An 18415-nucleotide genomic window follows, 5' to 3' on the forward strand; every position below is an offset into this window, starting at 1 on the left:
CTGCACTGTAGCTACCAAGTTTATCCGTATGGATCGCGGTTGGAACCTCATTCGTGATCAGAAGCGTGGCAAAGAACGTCTTCGCCGCCTCCGTATCACGATGTTCTTGCAGAAGAACGTCCAGCACAGCGCCGTGCTCATCGACTGCACGCCATAACCATTGCTTTACACCCTTGATTTTCACGCACACCTCGTCTAGGTGCCAACGGGAACCACGCTGTGGTTCCCGTTTCTTCAGTTCCTTGGTAAGGTTGGGGCCGAATTTGTCACACCAGTCACGGATCGTTTCGTGGCTGACTTGAATACCTCGCTGGAAAAGCAATTCTTCGATATCTCGGTAGCTCAAGGTAAAGCGGTGGTAGAGCCAGACCGCGTGCTGAATGATGCTCTTGGGAAAACGATGGCGGTAAGGCTTAGGGTCAGCAGGCACAGCAGACCAGCCTATCCGAATTTAACCTGACAGAACCTTCCGGGGAGCTGAGGTGAGCAAGAGAGACAGGAGTGGGCCAAGAAGAGACTGACCGCGTCGGCGCAGATTGTGCATGGCCTGGAAGAACCCGAGATAGAGCGGGAGCCACCGTTGCGAGATACCCCGGTGTGGACGCAGCCATGAGCGGAGTAAGCTCCACACACCTTCAATGGTGTTGACATGAACCTCGTTAATGCCGTCCCCATCGTCGTCGCGAGCATACTCACCGTCACCGTGAATCACGGTGACGTGTCCATAACCCCACTCCGTCAATCGGTTATAGATCGCGTATTCATCGGTGTTGACCACAGTAGATGCGGTGATAGCAGCGGTGATAAGGGGTTGTATGGTGCGTTGCTGAACGTTGTCACATAGGTGCAGAACGAGTTTCCCACCGCGCTCTATCATGCCCAGTACAGGCGGTTTATCGGAGGCGGCTGTGCCGCGTCCTCGTCTCCCTTTCAGGCGTCGTCTACGAGCAGCTCGGCCGTTTTTTTAACGAGCTGAGACTGGCCCTTGTGTCCAGCGACGATGTACACCTCGTCGATTTCGACCGTTCCGGAGAGTTGGGGCGTGTCGCTGCGTTCGACCACACCCTGTCTGAGTGTACGAGTCATGTCCTGCACGTCGTTTTCGTTCAATCCCAGTTCTTGAGCAATCTGGCGGTTACTGAGATTCAAGCCCATCAGGTACAAGCACCCGACCCACTGACGCAAGGGTTGATGATGGCCTGCGAACACGGTTCCCGTCAGGTCATCAAACTTGCGCTGGCAGTGCAGACAGCGATACCGCTGTCTGCACCGCTGAGTGTCATCGCGGCCTTGCTTGGTGACGTACGGATTGGCACAGTGTGGGCACTGCACGCCATTCGGCCATCTCAGCTCGCGAACCACGGAGAAGCACTTTTCGTCGTCTAGAAGACGAATCAGGTTCAACACAGCCTCTATTTTACTGAAGGCTCTTCAGCTCCCCGGAATCCGTGATGAGCCTACGCTTATTGTCGCTCCTAGGGCAGATGGAAGTCCTCTCTACTGTTCTTCTGGAATGCCATCACGCGAACCAACCCACTCTAGTAACTGAAATTGCGGCGGCAGGGATCATTACCGTCCAAGTGGAACGCGCCCTGATGGAAGAAGCGGATGCTTATCCGAACACCATCCTGAGCTTGCAAGACAGGCAATGCCTTATTCATGCCCGTAACAGTGGCAGGATTCTCCTCAGTGGCGATATCCAGTTTCGTTCAGTGGCAGCCGAGGAGGGTGTCCGCTGCTACAGTCCAGTTTGGCTAGTGGAGCAGGCACATCAGCTTGGACATGTACCCGCGATTGATCTCTGTCGCTGGCTGTCAACGTGGCCTTTGCGTCAACGGCGGTTCCCTCAGGCAGATTTAGTTCGACTCAGACGGCTTATAGATTGCCTAAGCGTTCAGCATTAGTGTGCCAGCCATGTGGATCAAGGCGGGTTGAACTACAAGCGGTTGAACATAGGACTAGAGAAGATCGGTGTCCCAGGGATTCAGTCAGACAGAGAAAAGCTAATCCCGTGCGACCAGACGGCTTCGCACGGGATTAGCTTTTCTGTTTACAGGCCGCGTTTTTTCAGCCACTGGCGGTAATCGTACATTTCCTGTGCCTGGGCCTTAACGATGTCACGGGCCAGCTTCAGCACCGTCTGGTCACTGCCCTGCTGCAAGGCCAGGTTCGCCATGTCCACCGCTGAGGCGTGGTGCGGGATCATGCCCTGCACGAAAGCCACATCGGGTGTTTTCGAGGACTTCACCATGCTCGCCATGCCCTGCATGCTGCCTGACATCATTTTCGCCATGTTAGCGTCGGTGCCGCCGTTGGCTTTCAGCCAGGCGCTCATCTGGTTGATTTCGCGGTTCTGATCCTTGATTACGGCATTGGCCCAGGTTTTTACCGTGGCGTCTTTGGAGACAGGTAGAACGGCCTTTGCCATGTCCACAGCAGCCTGGTGGTGCGGAATCATGGCGCTCATGAATGCGCGGTCAAAAGCCTTGCCCTGGAGTTTTTTCATGCCGCTGAGATCCATTGACGACATGTCGGACATGTGCATGCTGCTATGATTCATGCCCTGAGCTTGTGCCAGCGGAAACGCGAGCAGAACGGCAGTTGCGGTAAGGAGGATGGTCTTTTTTGGTTTCACCACTCCACCGTAATGGGTTCATGTTAAGTTTCTGTTTCGGGTAGTGGCTGTACCAACGTGATCTACTGACAGGATGCCGGAGTGCCCAGCCTGTCAAAGCACACACACTGTCAAAAATGGGAAGGCCAAAAAATGGCACCCAGACCTACTTATGTAAGGGTTGTGGCCGTCGTTTCCACCCGGAGGCCCGCCCTATAGCGCACAGTGAAGCGACCCGGCAACAAATTCTTGATGCTGTCCACGAGCGGATGAGTCTGAGAGGAGTACAGCGCGTCTTTGGTGTTCACCGCAACACCGTGATCCGGTGGATAAAAAAGGGGCCCGTGAAGTGATGCAGACTGGTACAGTCTGCATGACACCTCCAGAAGAAGTGGTCATTGAGCTGGATGAAATGTGGACCTTCGTTGCCAAGAAAAACAGACGAGGTGGATCTGGATTGCCCTGGAGCGCAGCACCCGCAGGGTGCTGGCCTGGGTATTGGGTGACCGCAGTGAGCAAACAGCGTTCAAGCTCTGGGAACGCTTACCATTGTCCCTTGAGCAGCGACTGAAAGGGACGTTTTGCACCGATCTGTGGCGAGCCTACGATGAACCGCTCTTGGGGGTAAAGCGGCTAACCCGGAAGGGAGAAACGAATCATGTCGAACGATTGAACTGCACGCTGAGACAGCGGCTGGGTCGGCTTGTTCGTAAGTCGTTGTCTTTCTCGAAGACGGACGAAATGCTCGAAGCCAGCCTGACTCTGGCCTTCCACCGATACAACTTGTCACGTTGATGCAGCCACTACCGAAATGTGGACCTTCGTTGCCAAGAAAAAACAGACGAGGTGGATCTGGATTGCCCTGGAGCGCAGCACCCGCAGGGTGCTGGCCTGGGTATTGGGTGACCGCAGTGAGCAAACAGCGTTCAAGCTCTGGGAACGCTTACCATTGTCCCTTGAGCAGCGACTGAAAGGGACGTTTTGCACCGATCTGTGGCGAGCCTACGATGAACCGCTCTTGGGGGTAAAGCGGCTAACCCGGAAGGGAGAAACGAATCATGTCGAACGATTGAACTGCACGCTGAGACAGCGGCTGGGTCGGCTTGTTCGTAAGTCGTTGTCTTTCTCGAAGACGGACGAAATGCTCGAAGCCAGCCTGACTCTGGCCTTCCACCGATACAACTTGTCACGTTGATGCAGCCACTACCGAAAAGGGGTACCCGATATACGCCAGCTGTCGCTGCTGAAGGTTGGCAGATGAACACCCGACGACATAGTTGAGCGATTTGGCCCCTCCACCGACGACATAGTTGAGCGATTCGGCCGATTTATCGACGACATAGTTGAGCGATTGTGCTTTCTCTGCCGACGACATAGTTGAGCGATTCGGGGGTAGGGCCACGACATAGTTGAGCGATTCTCGACGACATAGTTGAGCGATTGGCCACGACATAGTTGAGCGATTCGGGGGTAAGGCTACGACATAGTTGAACGATTTGGCCCCTCCACCGACGACATAGTCGAGCGATTACGACGACATAGTTGAGCGAAAAACAGCTGGAATGCCGTCTGGAACGTGTCTAGCTTCGGCTGCTTGATGATGACATCAATCTTTTAAATCAAATAATCTTTCTTCAAAGAAGTAGAATCATCAATCAAGGAGACCCCGTCCATGCCCCTGAACGAGAAGACTGCTGCCACCCAGATCGACGAGCTCAATCTTTCGCAGCTCAATCTCATCTCAGCGGTAGACAAGGCGGAGAACAGCGAGTGGGAAGTCAGCTATGAGCATGGTGGCCGTGTCGTTCAGATTCGCTGCGAAGCCCTGCCCAAGTACTCCGTACCGCATGGCCTCGACAACGACGTCAGTGCAGCCCTCATCAACCTCTTCATGGATAGCGGCATGCCGGAGGACGGCCGGTTCACCATCAGTGCCACGGCACTGCTGAGGCTCTGCGGCTGGCACAATACGGGTCACTACCATGCGACGCTCAAGACCTCTCTTGAGCGCCTGCATACCTCCTCGTATACGGTCAGCGGCGGCTGGCGTGACCATCCACGCGGGCGCTGGACCCATGCCAAGTTTCATTTCATCGAATCCCTGCAGTTCACGACGGCCGGCTCAGGTCAGTTTGACGAACGGACCGTCATCAAGGGCCGGCTGGCGGACGCGCTTATCGAGAGTCTGCGGGGCGGTTACGTCAAACCACTGGATTCTGAGTTTATGCTCTCGCTGTCCAGGCCCAGAACGCGGGTGCTGTACCGCATTCTCGACGGTGCCCGGTATGACCCGGAGAATCTGGAGCAGTACCGTGACCAGTATGAGGTCGGACTGCTGGCCTGGGCCGAGCAGTGCCGGATTCCCAACTCCGTTCCTGGGAACGTGCGCCGCGCACTCAGCGGTCCACATGAGGAACTGGTCGAGCGAGGGTATCTGCGCTCGGTCACCATTTCCGGCCGCGGGAAGCAGCAGCGAATCCGGTACGAGTTCAACGAGAATTTCATCCAGGTCAATCCGGCACTCCTGCAGAGGCTGCAAGGTTACGGCATCGCCGACGGGGTCGCCAGGCGGCTGAGCAACGAATTGGGCAGTGCGGCCCTCCACGCCCATATGGACCGGTTCGACTGGTTGGTCAGGACAGGGGTGCTGGTCGTCAAGAAGAGCCGTGCGGCAGCGCTGATGCATCTGATCCAGCATCCCGACGAGTATCCTTACCCCCTACAAGCTCCTGAGAAGGCCGAGAAGGCCCCTGCGAAGGCAAAAGCGGCCAGGAACCCCGAGCCGCTTCTCGAACCCCCTTCAGTGGCCCAGGAGTTCGCCAAGCTGAGTGTGGAGGAGGCCGCCGAGCGTGGCATCTCCAGACTCGGCTTCCACTTCAGGCAGGACCTCTCCCCTCTCCTGCTCGACCAGCTCCGCCAGGCATTTCTGGACGGCCGGCTTTCGCCGGCGGCGGTGCTGGAAGACGCCATGGCAGCCGTCGCACGGATGAAAAAGGCCGAATTCCTAGAGGCTCTGCGAGAGAAACTGGAACTTCGCCACTGAATCGCTGAACCCTAACCGTCCGGAAACACTAAGACGACTCTGTGTGATCGTGAGCCGACGGCACCGTCAACGGACTGTGCTCTCACCAAGCAGTTCGGCCAACTGCTCCAGCAGACGGCGAGCCTTTCTCTGCTGGCGACCGTCCAATTGGCGTAACCGTTCTTCTGTAAGCCCTTGCTGCACTTCCTGCGCCTTGCTTCCCCAGTCATATTCCTCATGGGGCACCGGCTTGGCTTTCGCGGCACTTCGGTGCTTGCGCAGCGCCTCCTCCAGGTCGCTGCGGCTCCATTCACCGGACACCAGCTTAGGGAGCCACTGCTGCTGCTGACGCTTTTCAACACCTCTGATGAGCAGTACGGCTGCGTAGGAGGCTCCGTGCTCGATGGCTTCTATCAAGTGGGGGTCCAAACGCAGCAGAGGAAGGTAGTGCCGCTGGTAGGTTCTTAGCGTCATATCCTTGTTGAGGAGGCCCAGCGCTGCGTCCATCGCCCGGAGTACCTCTTCTTCAGGACGCTTGCTGGAAAGGGCCTTCCTGACCTTATCGGCAGGCTGTTCCAGCTCGGCGGCGGCCAACTCGATAACGGCACGGGCAATCTCGTAGGCGTTCAGGTCTTCACGCTGCAGGTTCTCGGCCAGGCCCACCAGCAGAGCTTCGCGGTCAGTGAACTCGCGGACGACCGCCGGTATTTTGGTCAGCCCCGCCTCCTGACTGGCACGCCAGCGCCTCTCCCCTGCTATCAGTTCGAAGCGGTCTTCTCCGAGCGGACGCACCAGGATCGGCTGCAGCACACCGTGCTCACGGATGTCTTCTACCAGTGAAGCGAGATTCGAGAAATCCCTCCTGGCCTGATAGGGACTTGGCGAGATTTGACCGATAGGCAGTTGACGGGCGGCGCGCCGCTCTCCCTCGTTCTGACGAATGCCCTCGACATTACTCTGCGCCGCGGCGACGATGGCGGCCAGTTGACTGCTCGGCTTACGGGCACTCATGCTTGCACCCGGCTGAGAAGCGCATCTACCGCTGCAGCAATTTCAGCGTGTGCCTCTTTTTGCTTTGGCTCGATAGGACGGCTTTCTACCTGGGCATCACCGTAGATGGCTGGACGGTGGATAATGGGTCCCGCGAGCTGTTCCCCTATCAGCTGACTGTAGGCGTCCTGCACGTCCCTGCTGGTGTTGTTATGGGTGGCCTGGGTCACCAGGTACATCGCCACTTCCAGATTCTCGTTGGTATCCGAGTAGCGTTCGATGGCTTCGCGCACTCCGGCAATGGCGTCCAACCCTTTTCGGCTGGCTGGAAGAGGCACGATCAGCCAGTCGGCAGCGTTGGCTCCGTTGGCGGTCAATTTACCCAGGCTTGGCGGCGCGTCCAGCAGAATAAAGTCGTAGTCTCCGGAGGCCCTCACCTTGTCGATGGCCTTTTTCAGACGACCTTCCGGGTTGTGGAGGGCGGCCAGCAGAACGTCTACCTGTGCGAGGTCCAGATGGCTGGGAATGATATCCATCCCGAAGGCGTGCTGTGGTGTAGGCAGCGGCGCACCGTCGCGGAGGACCGGCACGATGGTCTGCTCTACCGGCAGGCCCACGACACCGAGCCAGTAGGTGAGATTTGCCTGCGGGTCCAGATCTACCAGCAGAATCCGGTAGCCGCGCCGCGCCAGCTCTGCGCCGATATCACGGGTGGTGGTCGTCTTCCCCGCGCCACCTGCGTGAATAAACGTCATGATGACTTGGGTCCTTGCCTGTTGGGTCATAAGAACATTCTGTGTGTTCTGGCGTTCATCTGCAACCGGCGACACTGGTGTCGCCGTAGAGGAATCTCTAGTTCTTGAACGCCGCCTTGAGTTATCTGGCGGATATCTCTGTGCTCGAAATCTGGCGACACTGGTGTCGCCCCACAGAAACTTAATACCATTTGTAGAATGGTCGCAGTCAACGTGCCCGTTTGGCAGTTTGTCGCTTGCGGCCCGAGATCGTCGCCCGTAAAGGTTCCCAAGCCGGCAAGTACCGAAGAGGCAAGACGGCCGATATGTGATTCAAGCTGGTCCCGTAAAGCGCTTATCTGCACGGTCAAGACCCTGTCGAGGTTGTGATGAACCTCAGCCGCTCATCCATCTGGACAATGTCTTCGGCCTGGGGCTGGTGGATAAGGCCTCTCGAACTGGGCAAAGCTCTGAGAAGGCGTTGATGTGCTGGAAACACACATGACCTACTCGGTCTGGACGAACGGCCCCAGCCATACCGCTTGGCCGGCTGGTTGAGGGTGATGCATCCCATAAGCCCCGTCATCTCGTAAGACTGCGCAGTTTGGCCGCCAGAGCCGCGTAGAAGTGCGGCTGGTGAAAGTAGGCCAGGTGTTCGTCCTGAACTTGCCCACCCAGTGGAAAGGGCGCGTCGTGGGCGGAGGGAATGCTGCCCTCAGCGCGAAAGCTGAGCAGGTCACCATAACTCCAGACATTCCACAGGTAGCCCAAATGGTTTAGCAGGGGCGAGGCATCTGCATGATTTGTGCTTGCGGGAAAGTGGTCTTCCAACATTAGGCCCAGTTCTTTGAACAGCCCAAGCTGGCTGCCCACCGCACACCACAGGTCCACCCGCAAGTCCGCCAGGTCGGGCCGCGCAGGCACCACGCTGCTCAGCACGTCGTAGACCAGTTGCCCACCCAGACTGTGGCTCAGCACCACCAGGGGTTCGCCACTGCGTTTGGCGGTAGCGTCTGCTTGCTGGAGCGCAGCCAGTACCCGCTCCAGGACTGGTCCAGGCTGCTCAGGGGTGCCACGCAAGGTGAAGTAGGTCAGCGCGTCGCCCAGGAAAATCGGTCCGAAGTCTTCGAGTGGGCGGCGTACTCCCCGGAAAGCCTGTTGCAGACGTCCCCGCCGCCGTTCTTCCCAGCGCAGCAGCAGAGCCGAAAGTTGTGGAGTTGAGCGCAGTGTAGTGTGATTCTGACGGCGGGCTTCTACAGCGGCCAGCAGCACTTCACTGCGCGCCGGTTCGGAAAGTTCAGCAGCCAGAAGCCGCACTGTCTGGTCCTCCGCCGTCAGGGCGGCGGCTTCTATGGTCGCGGGCCACAGTGCGGCGGGCGTTTGGGGCAGCAGGCGGTCTTCCAGCCACTGCGCTTGTGCCTGAGCCGAGGCTTCCAGCGGATGCGGCACGGGCGGTGATTCAGGTTCGAAGGTCCCCCGAAAGCGCCCGCCACCACGGTAGGTGGCTCCCAGGTCGCCCCAGTAGAGCCACTCCAGACTCACGTCCTGCGGCGCATCTGGGCGCATGACAGGCGCGACATACTCGCGCAGCAGGGCCGAAATAGCCGTCCAGTCGACCCCGCTTGTCAGGCTGTGCAGGGTTTTGAATTCAGGCGCGTCTTCCTGACGAATGGCGACTCCGTGGACAAACAGCAGCGGCATGGTTGCCTCATCATCCAGCATCTGGGCGGCGATTGACTACGGGGGAGGGTACGTCCTGGGGAGCTGTGAATCTCGGCCGCTTATCAGGTAGGATGCAGCCCCCAATCAAATGGCGACACCAGTGTCGCCGTATAGGAATCTCCGACCATTGGCGGCTTGCTGCATACGGAGCGTCGCTGTGCGGAGAAGCGCTTTGCTTAGGCCTCTTTAGCCACCCCAGCTTCCGCCAGAGCCAGGACGTCCTGCGGTTTCAGCACGCCTTTGAACCAGACGGTGCGGCCCCTGAAATCCGAATGTTTGACTCCCGCCTTGTCGAGGTTGAGGCGTTCCGAGACACAGACGATAACGTCGTCACGGCCCGACTTGCGGAGCAGTTCGAACTTCTTTCGCAGGTACTCCGGTCTCCAGTACCCCACGATTTCCACCAGCACACTGCGGCCATCCGGATGCTCCAGGCGGAAATCGGGCAGGATGACTCCACCAGGAACGGGCACCAGGTCCACTTCACGTTCCAGAGTCCATTCGGTGTCCAGCCTGCTGAAGCGCTCGGCGAAGCCCGCTTCCAGAGCACTGTCGTGCTCTTCCGGTTCCCTGTAGTGACTGACGTACCCATCTTCACTGGTGAGTTCAAAGGTCCAGACGTCGTCTTTGGGGTCCACCCAGGCAAGGTCTTTGCGGGCCTTGATTTCAGCGGTCAGGTCCCATTTGGTCACATGCAGCAGGGCCGGCAGGAACTTGGCCATTGCCAGACCGTAGCGGGTGGTGCTGCCCAGCAGACTGCTGGGCCCGTCCATCGTGAGGGTAAACCCGAATTTCGGGTCACCCTCCACCGTCAGCATCAGACCGAAGAACTTGGTGTATTGCAGCAGCTGCTTGTAGCGGGCGGGCTGGTTGCGCCGGGCGGTAATCACCAACGAGTAGGCACGGTACAGCATCCCCTGAGCGTTCGCCAGGTCGTAGCGCTGAATCAGTTCGGTAGGGGAGAGCTGCGGCGCTTGGGTCATGGTCTGCTGGTCGGGCAGGTCGGCGTACAGCAAATGGCTCAGGTTTTGGGAATCGTTGATCCCCAGTTCCCGTCTGGCCGTTTCGAGCACCTGCGCCGTCCGCCGGCGGCTGGGAATCCCTTCCTGCGCCAGGGCGAAGACCTTCTCACGGACCCGCTCCGGTGGGACTCCACCCGCCGCCTCGAAGGTGGACTGCTGCGTCAGCAGGTGGGCCAGTCCCCGAATCACTTTGAAGTCACGGCGGCCCCGTTCAATCTCGGCCAGCGCTTCGTCCAGCTCGAAACGTGGACGACCGAGGTGCTCCTCGAAGGTGCCCGTCAGGGTTTCCGCCAGCTGCAGATTCCCCTCGGTCGGCTTGAGCCGGCGTGGCGTTACCACGCCGCCCTTGACTCCGAAAGACAGCAGTTCAGTCGGGAGCATTCAACGTCTCCCAGATGGGTCCGATATCTGGACCCGCTTCACCGGCAGGCTGCCACTGCCCCCGTCGCTGCTGACTGATCCGTTCTTCGGTGGTGCCTTCCGTGATGACCTCATACAGCACCGCCTTTTTTCCCTGTGCCCTGCGCAGGATGCGGCCCAGCCGCTGGATGTGTTCGCGTTCGGTGGACGTTCCGGAAAGCACGACCGCGACACTCGCTTCCGGGACATCGACTCCTTCATTGAGCACCCGGCTGGTCACCAGCAGGCGATACTCGCCTGCCCTGAACCGTTCCAGCAGGGTGTGCCGCTCCTTGGTGGGGGTCTGATGGGTGATGGACGGAATCAGGAACTCGCGGCTGATGCGGTAGACGGTCGCGTTGTCGTTGGTGAAGATGATGGTGCGCTCACTTGGATGCTGGGCCAAGATCTCTTCCAGGACCCGCAGCTTGCCTTCGGTGCCGTAAGCGATGCTCTTGGCTTCACGGTGAGCCAGGAAAGCGCGTCGACCCTCCAGCGTGCCGCTGGAGCGGATGAACTGCTGCCAGCCTTCGATGGACCCGATGCGGATGCCGGTCATCCGCAGGTACTCGTTGCGCAGAGCCATGCATTCGTCGTAGCGCTGCTGCTCGGTAGGGCTGAGCTTGACCCGGATGATGACCTCACGGTAATCCGCGAGGGTGTCGCCGGAAAGTTCGTCAGGGGAGACGCTGTACACCACCGGCCCGACCAGACGGCCCAGGTCTGCTTCCCGTCCATCGCTGCGCTTGGGCGTGGCAGTCAACCCCAGGCGGTAGGGGGCGATGCACATCTCCGCGACCGAGCGGTGGAAGTCGCTCGGTAGGTGATGCACCTCGTCGAAAATCAGGGTGGCGTACCGCCCGGCGAGTTCCTCGGCGTAGATGGCGGCAGAGTCGTAGGTAGAGACCAGCAGGGGAGACTCGTCATGGCTGCCGCCCCCGAGTAGCCCGATATTCGTATCCGGGAAAGCGGCCAGCAGGCCGCTGTACCACTGCTGCAACAGGTCCAGGGTAGGAACGCAAATCAGGGCACTGCGGGGCGTGTCTTTCAGCGCCAGCTGTGCGACCAGGGTCTTTCCGGCTCCGGTGGGGAGGACGACCACTCCACGGCGGCCCGCCTGTTTCCAGGCGGTCAGGGCGGCTGCCTGGTGTGGATACGGCGTGATTTCGCGGGTGTAGGTGAGGTTCAGCTCTCCGAAGGCCTTGGCGCGGTCTTCGAACGCGATGCCCGCTTCCCGCAACCCCAGGGCTATATCGCGGTAGTCCATTCCTCTGGCACGGTAGGACTGGCTGCGCTGGTCCCAGGTGAAGTGGTCTCCCACCACTTCCGGTGGCTCCTGCATGACCAAAGTGCCTCTATCCAGGCGTAACACTGGCTTGTTCAAGCGCAAACAACCTCTGTGTAGAGCGGAACGAGATCCAGGTCGCCGTCTATGACACGGATTTGCAGGCGTTGAACGCCCTGGAGATGTTCGACCATGACCCCGATGGGCCAGGTGACTTCATCGCCATCAGAGCACAGGACATGGACATGTCGGTCATCCATCCAGAGGATGTCCACGACTTCAGGCTCAGGATTGCCGCTTAGAGACAATCTTTCCTTCTGGTCACTCATTGCCACAGAGTTCAGTGTAGTGTTTCGGTGCTGGGATCCAGATAGGTGTGGGGCCTCCCGATCCTTTAGGTCAGCTGCTCCGGAGAACAAACCCCCTACCAAAATCCAGCGCGACCTTGAGACGACCCACCAGGAACTGGTCGAGAAGGGATACCTCAGCGCCGTACACTTCATTGGCCGGGGCACAAAATGCACGGTGGAGTACCACTTTGCCAGCCAGGTAAAATTGCCTGCCCGCCCCAGTCCATTCCTGGCACTCCTGACCAAGTGGAGCGGAGCAGAAGCGGCTGCCAGAGCACTTCTCACGGAGTAAGCAAAAGCGAGAACGTACAGGCCTGTGGGTTGCTCGGCCAGATGGTCACGGGCGGGTATGCGGTTCGTAGTAAGGGGAGCCTGCTGACCAGCATTCTGTGCAGTCCACAGAGGAAGACCAGCGCGTCTACGCCGGCACCCACTTGGCCGGAATGAGGGCTCGAACGCTCGGAAGAAGAAACCCAGCAGCAGATACGGTAGAACATCGATATGGTCGGTAAGCGCAGGCGCCTGGATCAGAAGCACCTTCAACTCCGCCATACAGCGACGGACGGTATGTAGGCCAGGAGGAGGCTGCTAAGCATCCTGTTGCAGGGCCTGACAAACCGGACGGTAGTTGCTGAGTAGCTCTTCCAAGGCCTTGAATCTCACCGCTTCCAGGATGTGCTGGCATTGCTCAGTGCACTGTACAGAACATAGCGCCTTCTGCCGGGCACCGCGTAGGACGCAGTATGGACGCCCAACCTCGCCGGCAAATTTGCTGAGGCTGAGTTTCGGGTGGTCTCTGGGCAACTCCTGGCAGCACGACAGGAGTCCATCTACGCTCCGAGAGCCCGGATTTTCTTGGGAGCTAAAGCGACTATTCCTTGTCCGAAATAATAGCCTTAAGCTGCTTGACCTCCCTGACTTCTTCTGGGCCGCATCTGGCTTGGCTCCTTGGAGGTGAGCACGGCCCGCTTCCAGGAACTGCGCGCGCCAGGTACGAATCAAGCTCGCGCTGACCTCGTATTCACGAGCAGCTTCTGCGGCGGTGTGTTCCCCGCTCAGGATAGCCAGAGCAATGTGTTCCTTGACTTCAAGCAACTATTGATAACGGTGGAGGTCTGAGTTGCTACACTTCGTATATGTCCGGATGGCAGCCAAGCCACTTCTCCCGTGCGCAGCTTGAGGAACGCCGCTTAGCTGCTCTGGAGTGGATCAAGCGTGGTGAACACAAAAACCAGGAAATAGCAGACCACTTTGGGGTGTCGGTCCATACGGTCTACACCTGGAAAGCCAGGCTGAAGCAGAACGGTAGCTTACAGGCGACAGTTGCTCGTGGGGCTTCTTCCCGCCTCACTCCTGCTCAGCATGAACAGCTCCGCACCCTCCTGCGGGAGGGTGCTATGCAGCACGGGTTCCCTGATGAAACTTGGACGACAAAACGCGTGGCAGAGCTGATTGGACGGCACTTCGAGGTGTGGTACCACCATGACCACGTCCGCAAAATCCTGCGAAAGCTTGGCTTCACACCTCAGATGCCAGATGGTCGAGCAGCTGAGCGAAATGAACTCCGGATCGCGTCCTGGCAGGAACAGGTGCTGCCGGAGTTGGAAAAAAAAGGTCGCTGAGGGAGCCACCGTCATCTATCTGGATGAGGTCGGCTTCTCGCTGAAAGGCGTGCGAAGGCGAACGTGGTCATCCAGGGGCGTTACGCCCCTGGTGGGGCTCAGAGCGAACTGGGAGAAGCTCTCCACGATAGGCGCTATCACCTCGGACGGACGCTTCTTCCAGCACACCAAATCCGGGGCGATTCGCAGTGCGGACGTCACCCGGTTCTTTCAGCATCTGCTGCGCCAGGTTCAGGGGAACGTCGTCGTGGTGCTGGATAACGCGAGAACGCATCACGCAAAATCGACTCAGGCGTTCGTGGCAAGCCACGAACGCCTCTCCCTGGTCTTCCTCCCACCCTACGCACCAGAACTGAATCCCATCGAACTGGTGTGGGCGTACGTCAAGCGAAATGTGCTGGGCAATTTCTGTGCTCATTCAGTCTCAGCCCTCAAAGAAAAGCTACATCGAGCTTGGCAACGAGTTCGCTATGTTCAACTGCCCCTCCATCTTATGAACTCAAATCTACGCCGTTATCAATAAAGCGGTGGTTGGTTGCGTTGTTTTTTGCCTGCCCATGATGATGTGCTGCTCGGGAACATTGATGACTTGCTTGCCATCGGTAGTCCAGAAAGCGATTCCCTCTCTCGCGATGGGCTGCCCATAGATACCCCGACCGTGGAATGAGCGGAAAAGCCATGCAGGTACCACATCGGCATCAACACGCGATCCAGCCACACCATGTACATCGAAGGCTTTTTTGCCCGAAGTGAATCCGCTTGACCCAAACTTCTGTACGAGCGCCCGCCGCACCAACTCACGGTCATCTTCATACATCCGGTTGCTAGGCAAGAACCCATAGCTTTCCAAGTTCTCTCCTGGAGCCTCGGTAAAGTCGCCCCAGAAAACATCTGTCATGACCACGCAAACATCCACATCGCTCTCAGTACCTGACAGGTTGAATGAAACGTTGTCTAGGTCGCAGAAAAATATGAAGCAGGGCGGCTTATGGAAGTGTGAACTCAACGAAAGCCGCCCTGACGAATGTTGACACATTCGTGACCTACCTGAAAGAGCGTCTCCCACACCACCGAGTAGATCGTCTGCGCTGCGTTGCAGAAGTCCTGTTCGGCATCTTGCAGGCAGAATCTACCCTCCACCGCAAAATCGCGCTCCATATTGACCGTGCTGCGACGACACCGTCCATCACGCGTATGGTGGCTCGTGTACTGCATGGTGCAGGCCTGACCCAGCAGGACATCCAAGATGTCCTGCTTCCACTGCTGCCTGAAGGAAAACTGACCCTGATCATGGACCGCACCAACTGGAAGCACGGTCAGTCTCACATCAATTTGTTGGTCATCGGCGTGGTGCTGGGCAATGTCACTCTGCCACTTGCCTGGAAAGAACTGAAGCACGGTGGCAACAGTGAATCCAGAGCACGCATGATGTTGGTCGGTCAACTACTGAAACGTCTACCAGCACGAAGGTGGAAGGTGCTGATTGCTGATAGGGAGTTCCTTGGTCAGGAGTGGTTCACGTTCCTGCGGCGTAGCGGGATCAAAAGATGCATTCGTATTCGGTGGTAGACGGTGAGTATGCCCGTGACTGCTTTGCGCCATTGAAGCCGAGTCAAACTCGTGCCCTGTTTGAGAAGGTCTGGGTTCAGGGGAGCTGGATGCGAGTAGTGGCTACGCTCTCCCCAGAGGGAGAGCGGGTCATCGTCGCCTCAGATTTATCCATCTGGGACACGCTTACCATCTATAGGCAGCGCTGGGCCATCGAAACCACCTTCTCTACCATGAAATCCAAAGGGTTGAATCTGGAGCAAACCCATATGACCAAACCAGAGCGAGTAGAGAACTTGTTTGGTCTGTTGACCTTGGCCTTGACCTGGATGCTGCGCGTGCGTGAATGGCGAGCTTCAGCAAGGCCCATACGTGTCAAAAAACATGGTCGCCCTGCGGTTAGCAGGGCGAGGTACGGGTACGAGGAGCTCAGCCGTGCGCTGCGGTGGGGCGGAGAGAAATTCAGGCTCTTTCTAGACCTCTTGAGGACTCCATTTCCCACGCCAGGAGGGGCCGAAAAGCAACCTGTCAGGTACTGAGCCCGCTTTACAAAGGCTGAATACTTCCTGCTTAAGCTTTGGGCAGGAGGAAACGATGAAAAGAATTGGAATGTTAGCTGCTGCTGCGATTGCTTCTGGTGCCCTGGCGATGACCACCATCCCTAACCTGATGGCCGGTGGCGGCCAACCCACGGTAACGACCAGTGTCAACGCTCAATCCCCTATGAATCAGATGCCCGCTATGGGCCAGATGATGGACCACTCGCAAATGCACATGGGCCAGCAGATGGGTGCTGGCGACATGATGAGTATGATGGGCGGCCTAGAAACCATGAGCGGTCAGAAGCTGGACCGAGCCTTTCTCAGCATGATGATTCCCCACCACCAAGCCGCCGTGGAGATGAGTCAGGAAATTCTGAAAACGACTCAGGATGCACAGGTCAAAGCCTGGGCAGAAGGCATCATTGCTGCTCAGAAGACGGAAATCAGTCAAATGACCACCATGCTTCAGCCCTACGGTGGCCCTGATATCGGGATGGCGGCAGAGATGGACGGCATGATGACGGGCATGGTCAGTGAAATTCAACAGGCCAAGGACAAGGATGCGGCGTTCGTCAAGGGCATGATTCCGCACCACGGCAGCGCCATTATGATGGCCAATATCGCCTTGCTGAAGTCTGAGAATCCGGAAGTGCTGGCGCTGGCGCGTGACATCACGCGGGCACAGGCACAGGAAATCTATGACTTTCAGATGTATTTGCTCCAGTAACCTCCACAGAAATAAACTGAAGCATGTCCCAGGTCCTGATTGTCGACGATGATCCTGCCATTCTTGAAATTTTGCAGGCTTACCTCGTTGCAGAGGGCCACACTGTACTCAGCGCTAGTGACGGCTTTGGAGCCCGTGAAGGGCTACCACGGGCCGACCTCGCCATCATTGACTGGATGCTGCCTGGTGTTTCGGGCATGGACCTCGTCCGTGAAGCGCGGGCCGCCGATATGCAGCTTCCCATTCTAATGTTGACGGCCCGCGGCGAGGAGGAAGACAAGCTGCGGGGCCTGGACTTCGGAGTGGACGACTACGTGGTCAAACCGTTCAGCCCCCGCGAGGTGATGGCCCGTGTGCGCGCCCTGCTCAGGCGAGTGGGAGTCCGTGAAGAGGTGAGTATCGGCGATCTCTCTATAGATTTACGCTCCCACACGGCTTCCCTGAGTGGCCTGCCGCTCGAACTTTCGAAGTTGGAATTTGACCTCTTGACCGCGCTGGCGCAGCATCCTGGCATGGCGTGGACCCGTGAAAGGCTGCTTGAACGTGTCTGGGGGAGCGACTTCCTGGGAACCGAGCGCGTGGTAGATGTCCACATCACAGGTCTACGCAAGAAGCTGGGAGACACCAGCGACAATCCCCAGTTCATCGAAACGGTGCGCGGAGTCGGCTACCGCTTCCGGGAAGAATAGCTGATGCGCTTTTTCCCCCGTTTGCTGCTTTCACATCTACTGGTTATTCTGCTCGCTGCTTTCGGCATCTTTTTGCTGGCCGAGTGGCTGGCCCCCACCTTCTACCGAGACCATGTTGACCACATGACGCAGATGATAGCTACCCCTGGAGAAGCAGGTTCCGTGCTACGGGCTGACCTTGAACAGGGCTTACGCACCACGCTGACCCGCGCCCTGCTAGCTTCACTACCGCTGGCGGGCGGCGCGGCCCTATTTGCCGCCTGGTTGATGTCACGCCGCATGGGCCGCAGTGTACAACTGCTAGATGAAGGCAGCCGCGCCATCGCGCAGGGGGATTACGCCAGCCGTCTGCCAGAAGCAGGCCAGGATGAACTATCCGACCTGGCCCACAATTTCAATGTGATGGCAGGGACCTTGGAGAAAGTGGAGCAGGGACGCATTGAACTTATCGGCAACGTGGCCCATGAGTTGCGTGCGCCCCTGGCCGCCCTGCAAGGGTACGCCGATGCCATGCAGGATGGGGTGATGACTTCAGAACACGCCGCTAGAGCCATCAGCCGTGAAGTGGGAGCCATGGATAGGCTGGTGCGTGACTTGAGTTTGGTTTCCAAGGTCGAGGCAGGTAAGATGGAATTATATTCCATCACCATGTCGCCACAGGAATTGCTGGAAGCCGCGCAGGAGCGTTTTATGCCCTTCTTCGAAGATAAGGGGGTGACTCTAGTGGTCGAAGTAGCTCCTCTCCCCTTGCTATGGGCGGATAAGGAACGCAGTTTGCAGGTTCTAGCCAATCTGCTGAGTAATGCCCTGCGCCACACTCCACCTAGAGGCCAGGTGACGGTCACGGCCAAGACGCAGGGCCGCGCTGTCCGTTTTATGGTAGCCGATACAGGTTCCGGAATTTCTGGTGAGCATCTCCCGCGTATCTTCGAGCGCTTCTACCGCGCCGACCCGGCTCGCTCACGGGGCGAAGGGGGCAGCGGCGTTGGCCTGACCATCTCCAGAGGTCTGGTTGAAGCGATGGGTGGAGAGATAGAGGTGGACTCCACTCCAGGGAAAGGCAGTACCTTTGCCTTCACGTTGCCTCTGGCCCAGCCTTGAGCCTTACAAGAGCTGAATACTTCCCTTCTACAGTTCAGGCAGGAGGGA

15 protein-coding genes and 4 pseudogenes (1 of these 19 running past the window's edge) are annotated in these 18415 nt (G+C 58.2%); 8 read left to right on the plus strand and 11 right to left on the minus strand.

Going from position 1 to position 18415, the window contains the following annotated elements; all coding sequences use genetic code 11:
- From DEIPR_RS13515 to DEIPR_RS13525, 3 genes and pseudogenes are all read right to left on the minus strand, one after another.
- Window positions 1-430, minus strand: the 5' portion of a protein-coding gene (locus DEIPR_RS13515) for an IS6 family transposase (protein ID WP_013616028.1). 284 nt of this gene lie to the left of the window's left edge; only the first 430 of its 714 coding nucleotides appear in the window; it begins with the start codon at window positions 428-430; the stop codon falls past the left edge of the window.
- A 21-nt stretch (window positions 431-451) separates the two neighbouring features.
- Window positions 452-1407, minus strand: a pseudogene (locus DEIPR_RS14905) (IS1595 family transposase).
- A 643-nt stretch (window positions 1408-2050) separates the two neighbouring features.
- Window positions 2051-2638, minus strand: coding sequence for a DUF305 domain-containing protein (locus DEIPR_RS13525; protein WP_041223169.1), 588 nt, complete (start codon window positions 2636-2638; stop codon window positions 2051-2053).
- Window positions 2639-2708: 70 nt separating this feature from the next.
- Between DEIPR_RS13525 and DEIPR_RS13530 the strand changes: the two are divergent.
- The 3 genes and pseudogenes from DEIPR_RS13530 to DEIPR_RS13540 all read left to right on the plus strand — a co-directional run bounded on the left by DEIPR_RS13530 (window position 2709) and on the right by DEIPR_RS13540 (window position 5657).
- Window positions 2709-3409: pseudogene (locus DEIPR_RS13530) on the plus strand (IS1 family transposase).
- A 13-nt stretch (window positions 3410-3422) separates the two neighbouring features.
- Window positions 3423-3809 (plus strand): annotated as a pseudogene (locus DEIPR_RS13535) (IS1 family transposase); the annotation flags it as partial.
- Window positions 3810-4286: 477 nt separating this feature from the next.
- On the plus strand, window positions 4287-5657 hold the full coding sequence (locus DEIPR_RS13540; RefSeq protein ID WP_013616030.1) for a replication initiator protein A: 1371 nt from the start codon (window positions 4287-4289) through the stop codon (window positions 5655-5657).
- 66 nt (window positions 5658-5723) lie between these two features.
- On the opposite strand, the gene DEIPR_RS13545 is transcribed toward DEIPR_RS13540, so the two are convergent.
- From DEIPR_RS13545 to DEIPR_RS14910, 7 genes are all read right to left on the minus strand, one after another.
- Window positions 5724-6647 carry a ParB/RepB/Spo0J family partition protein gene (locus DEIPR_RS13545; protein ID WP_013616031.1) on the minus strand — a complete coding sequence of 308 codons (924 nt, stop codon included), beginning with the start codon at window positions 6645-6647 and terminating at the stop codon, window positions 5724-5726.
- Window positions 6644-7411: a ParA family protein gene (locus DEIPR_RS13550; RefSeq protein ID WP_013616032.1), complete on the minus strand. Its 768-nt coding sequence runs from the start codon at window positions 7409-7411 to the stop codon at window positions 6644-6646. The genes DEIPR_RS13545 and DEIPR_RS13550 overlap by 4 nt, the downstream gene beginning before the upstream one ends.
- A gap of 531 nt (window positions 7412-7942) precedes the next feature.
- Entirely contained in the window at window positions 7943-9061 is a 1119-nt protein-coding gene (locus tag DEIPR_RS13555) for a hypothetical protein (protein ID WP_013616033.1), read from the minus strand.
- Between the two features lie 197 nt (window positions 9062-9258).
- On the minus strand, window positions 9259-10485 hold the full coding sequence (locus DEIPR_RS13560) for a DUF790 family protein (RefSeq protein ID WP_013616034.1): 1227 nt from the start codon (window positions 10483-10485) through the stop codon (window positions 9259-9261).
- Window positions 10472-11887, minus strand: coding sequence for a DEAD/DEAH box helicase family protein (locus DEIPR_RS13565; protein WP_013616035.1), 1416 nt, complete (start codon window positions 11885-11887; stop codon window positions 10472-10474). The genes DEIPR_RS13560 and DEIPR_RS13565 overlap by 14 nt, the downstream gene beginning before the upstream one ends.
- Window positions 11884-12123, minus strand: coding sequence for a hypothetical protein (locus tag DEIPR_RS14295; protein WP_169310718.1), 240 nt, complete (start codon window positions 12121-12123; stop codon window positions 11884-11886). The genes DEIPR_RS13565 and DEIPR_RS14295 overlap by 4 nt, the downstream gene beginning before the upstream one ends.
- 603 nt (window positions 12124-12726) lie before the next feature.
- Entirely contained in the window at window positions 12727-13233 is a 507-nt protein-coding gene (locus DEIPR_RS14910) for a helix-turn-helix domain-containing protein (RefSeq protein WP_218921247.1), read from the minus strand.
- A 41-nt stretch (window positions 13234-13274) separates the two neighbouring features.
- On the opposite strand from DEIPR_RS14910, the gene DEIPR_RS14470 reads away from it, so the two are divergent.
- Window positions 13275-14283, plus strand: a protein-coding gene (locus DEIPR_RS14470; RefSeq protein ID WP_218921248.1) for an IS630 family transposase whose coding sequence is annotated in 2 segments (ribosomal slippage) — window positions 13275-13745 and window positions 13747-14283 — 1008 coding nt in all. Because the reading frame shifts where the segments join, the coding sequence is not laid out codon by codon here.
- On the opposite strand, the gene DEIPR_RS14080 is transcribed toward DEIPR_RS14470, so the two are convergent.
- Entirely contained in the window at window positions 14266-14796 is a 531-nt protein-coding gene (locus tag DEIPR_RS14080; protein WP_169310719.1) for a nucleotidyltransferase family protein, read from the minus strand. The genes DEIPR_RS14470 and DEIPR_RS14080 overlap by 18 nt on opposite strands.
- Between DEIPR_RS14080 and DEIPR_RS13585 the strand changes: the two are divergent.
- The 4 genes and pseudogenes from DEIPR_RS13585 (at window position 14757) to DEIPR_RS13600 (ending at window position 18367) form a co-directional block, all read left to right on the plus strand.
- A pseudogene (locus DEIPR_RS13585) lies at window positions 14757-15847 on the plus strand (IS4 family transposase). The gene DEIPR_RS14080 and the pseudogene DEIPR_RS13585 sit on opposite strands and share 40 nt — an antisense overlap.
- A gap of 55 nt (window positions 15848-15902) precedes the next feature.
- Window positions 15903-16577, plus strand: a complete 675-nt coding sequence (locus DEIPR_RS13590) for a DUF305 domain-containing protein (protein WP_013616037.1) — start codon at window positions 15903-15905, stop codon at window positions 16575-16577.
- 23 nt (window positions 16578-16600) lie between these two features.
- Window positions 16601-17266 (plus strand): winged helix-turn-helix domain-containing protein, encoded by a 666-nt coding sequence (locus DEIPR_RS13595; RefSeq protein ID WP_013616038.1) that lies wholly within the window; start codon window positions 16601-16603, stop codon window positions 17264-17266.
- Between the two features lie 3 nt (window positions 17267-17269).
- Complete coding sequence (locus tag DEIPR_RS13600; protein WP_013616039.1) at window positions 17270-18367, plus strand: HAMP domain-containing sensor histidine kinase; 1098 nt, start codon at window positions 17270-17272, stop codon at window positions 18365-18367.
- Window positions 18368-18415 lie beyond the last annotated feature (48 nt).

The organism is Deinococcus proteolyticus MRP (assembly GCF_000190555.1).
Lineage (GTDB): Bacteria > Deinococcota > Deinococci > Deinococcales > Deinococcaceae > Deinococcus > Deinococcus proteolyticus.

What these genes read in the sequence shown, in the direction of transcription:
- DEIPR_RS13540 (WP_013616030.1), top strand. Translation starts at nt 4,287, where the DNA reads ATGCCCCTGAACGAGAAGACTGCTGCCACCCAGATCGACGAGCTCAAT.
- DEIPR_RS13545 (WP_013616031.1), bottom strand. Translation starts at nt 6,647, where the DNA reads ATGAGTGCCCGTAAGCCGAGCAGTCAACTGGCCGCCATCGTCGCCGCG.
- DEIPR_RS13550 (WP_013616032.1), bottom strand. Translation starts at nt 7,411, where the DNA reads ATGACCCAACAGGCAAGGACCCAAGTCATCATGACGTTTATTCACGCA.
- DEIPR_RS13555 (WP_013616033.1), bottom strand. Translation starts at nt 9,061, where the DNA reads ATGCCGCTGCTGTTTGTCCACGGAGTCGCCATTCGTCAGGAAGACGCG.
- DEIPR_RS13560 (WP_013616034.1), bottom strand. Translation starts at nt 10,485, where the DNA reads ATGCTCCCGACTGAACTGCTGTCTTTCGGAGTCAAGGGCGGCGTGGTA.
- DEIPR_RS14080 (WP_169310719.1), bottom strand. Translation starts at nt 14,796, where the DNA reads ATGTGTCAACATTCGTCAGGGCGGCTTTCGTTGAGTTCACACTTCCAT.
- DEIPR_RS13590 (WP_013616037.1), top strand. Translation starts at nt 15,903, where the DNA reads ATGAAAAGAATTGGAATGTTAGCTGCTGCTGCGATTGCTTCTGGTGCC.
- DEIPR_RS13595 (WP_013616038.1), top strand. Translation starts at nt 16,601, where the DNA reads ATGTCCCAGGTCCTGATTGTCGACGATGATCCTGCCATTCTTGAAATT.
- DEIPR_RS13600 (WP_013616039.1), top strand. Translation starts at nt 17,270, where the DNA reads ATGCGCTTTTTCCCCCGTTTGCTGCTTTCACATCTACTGGTTATTCTG.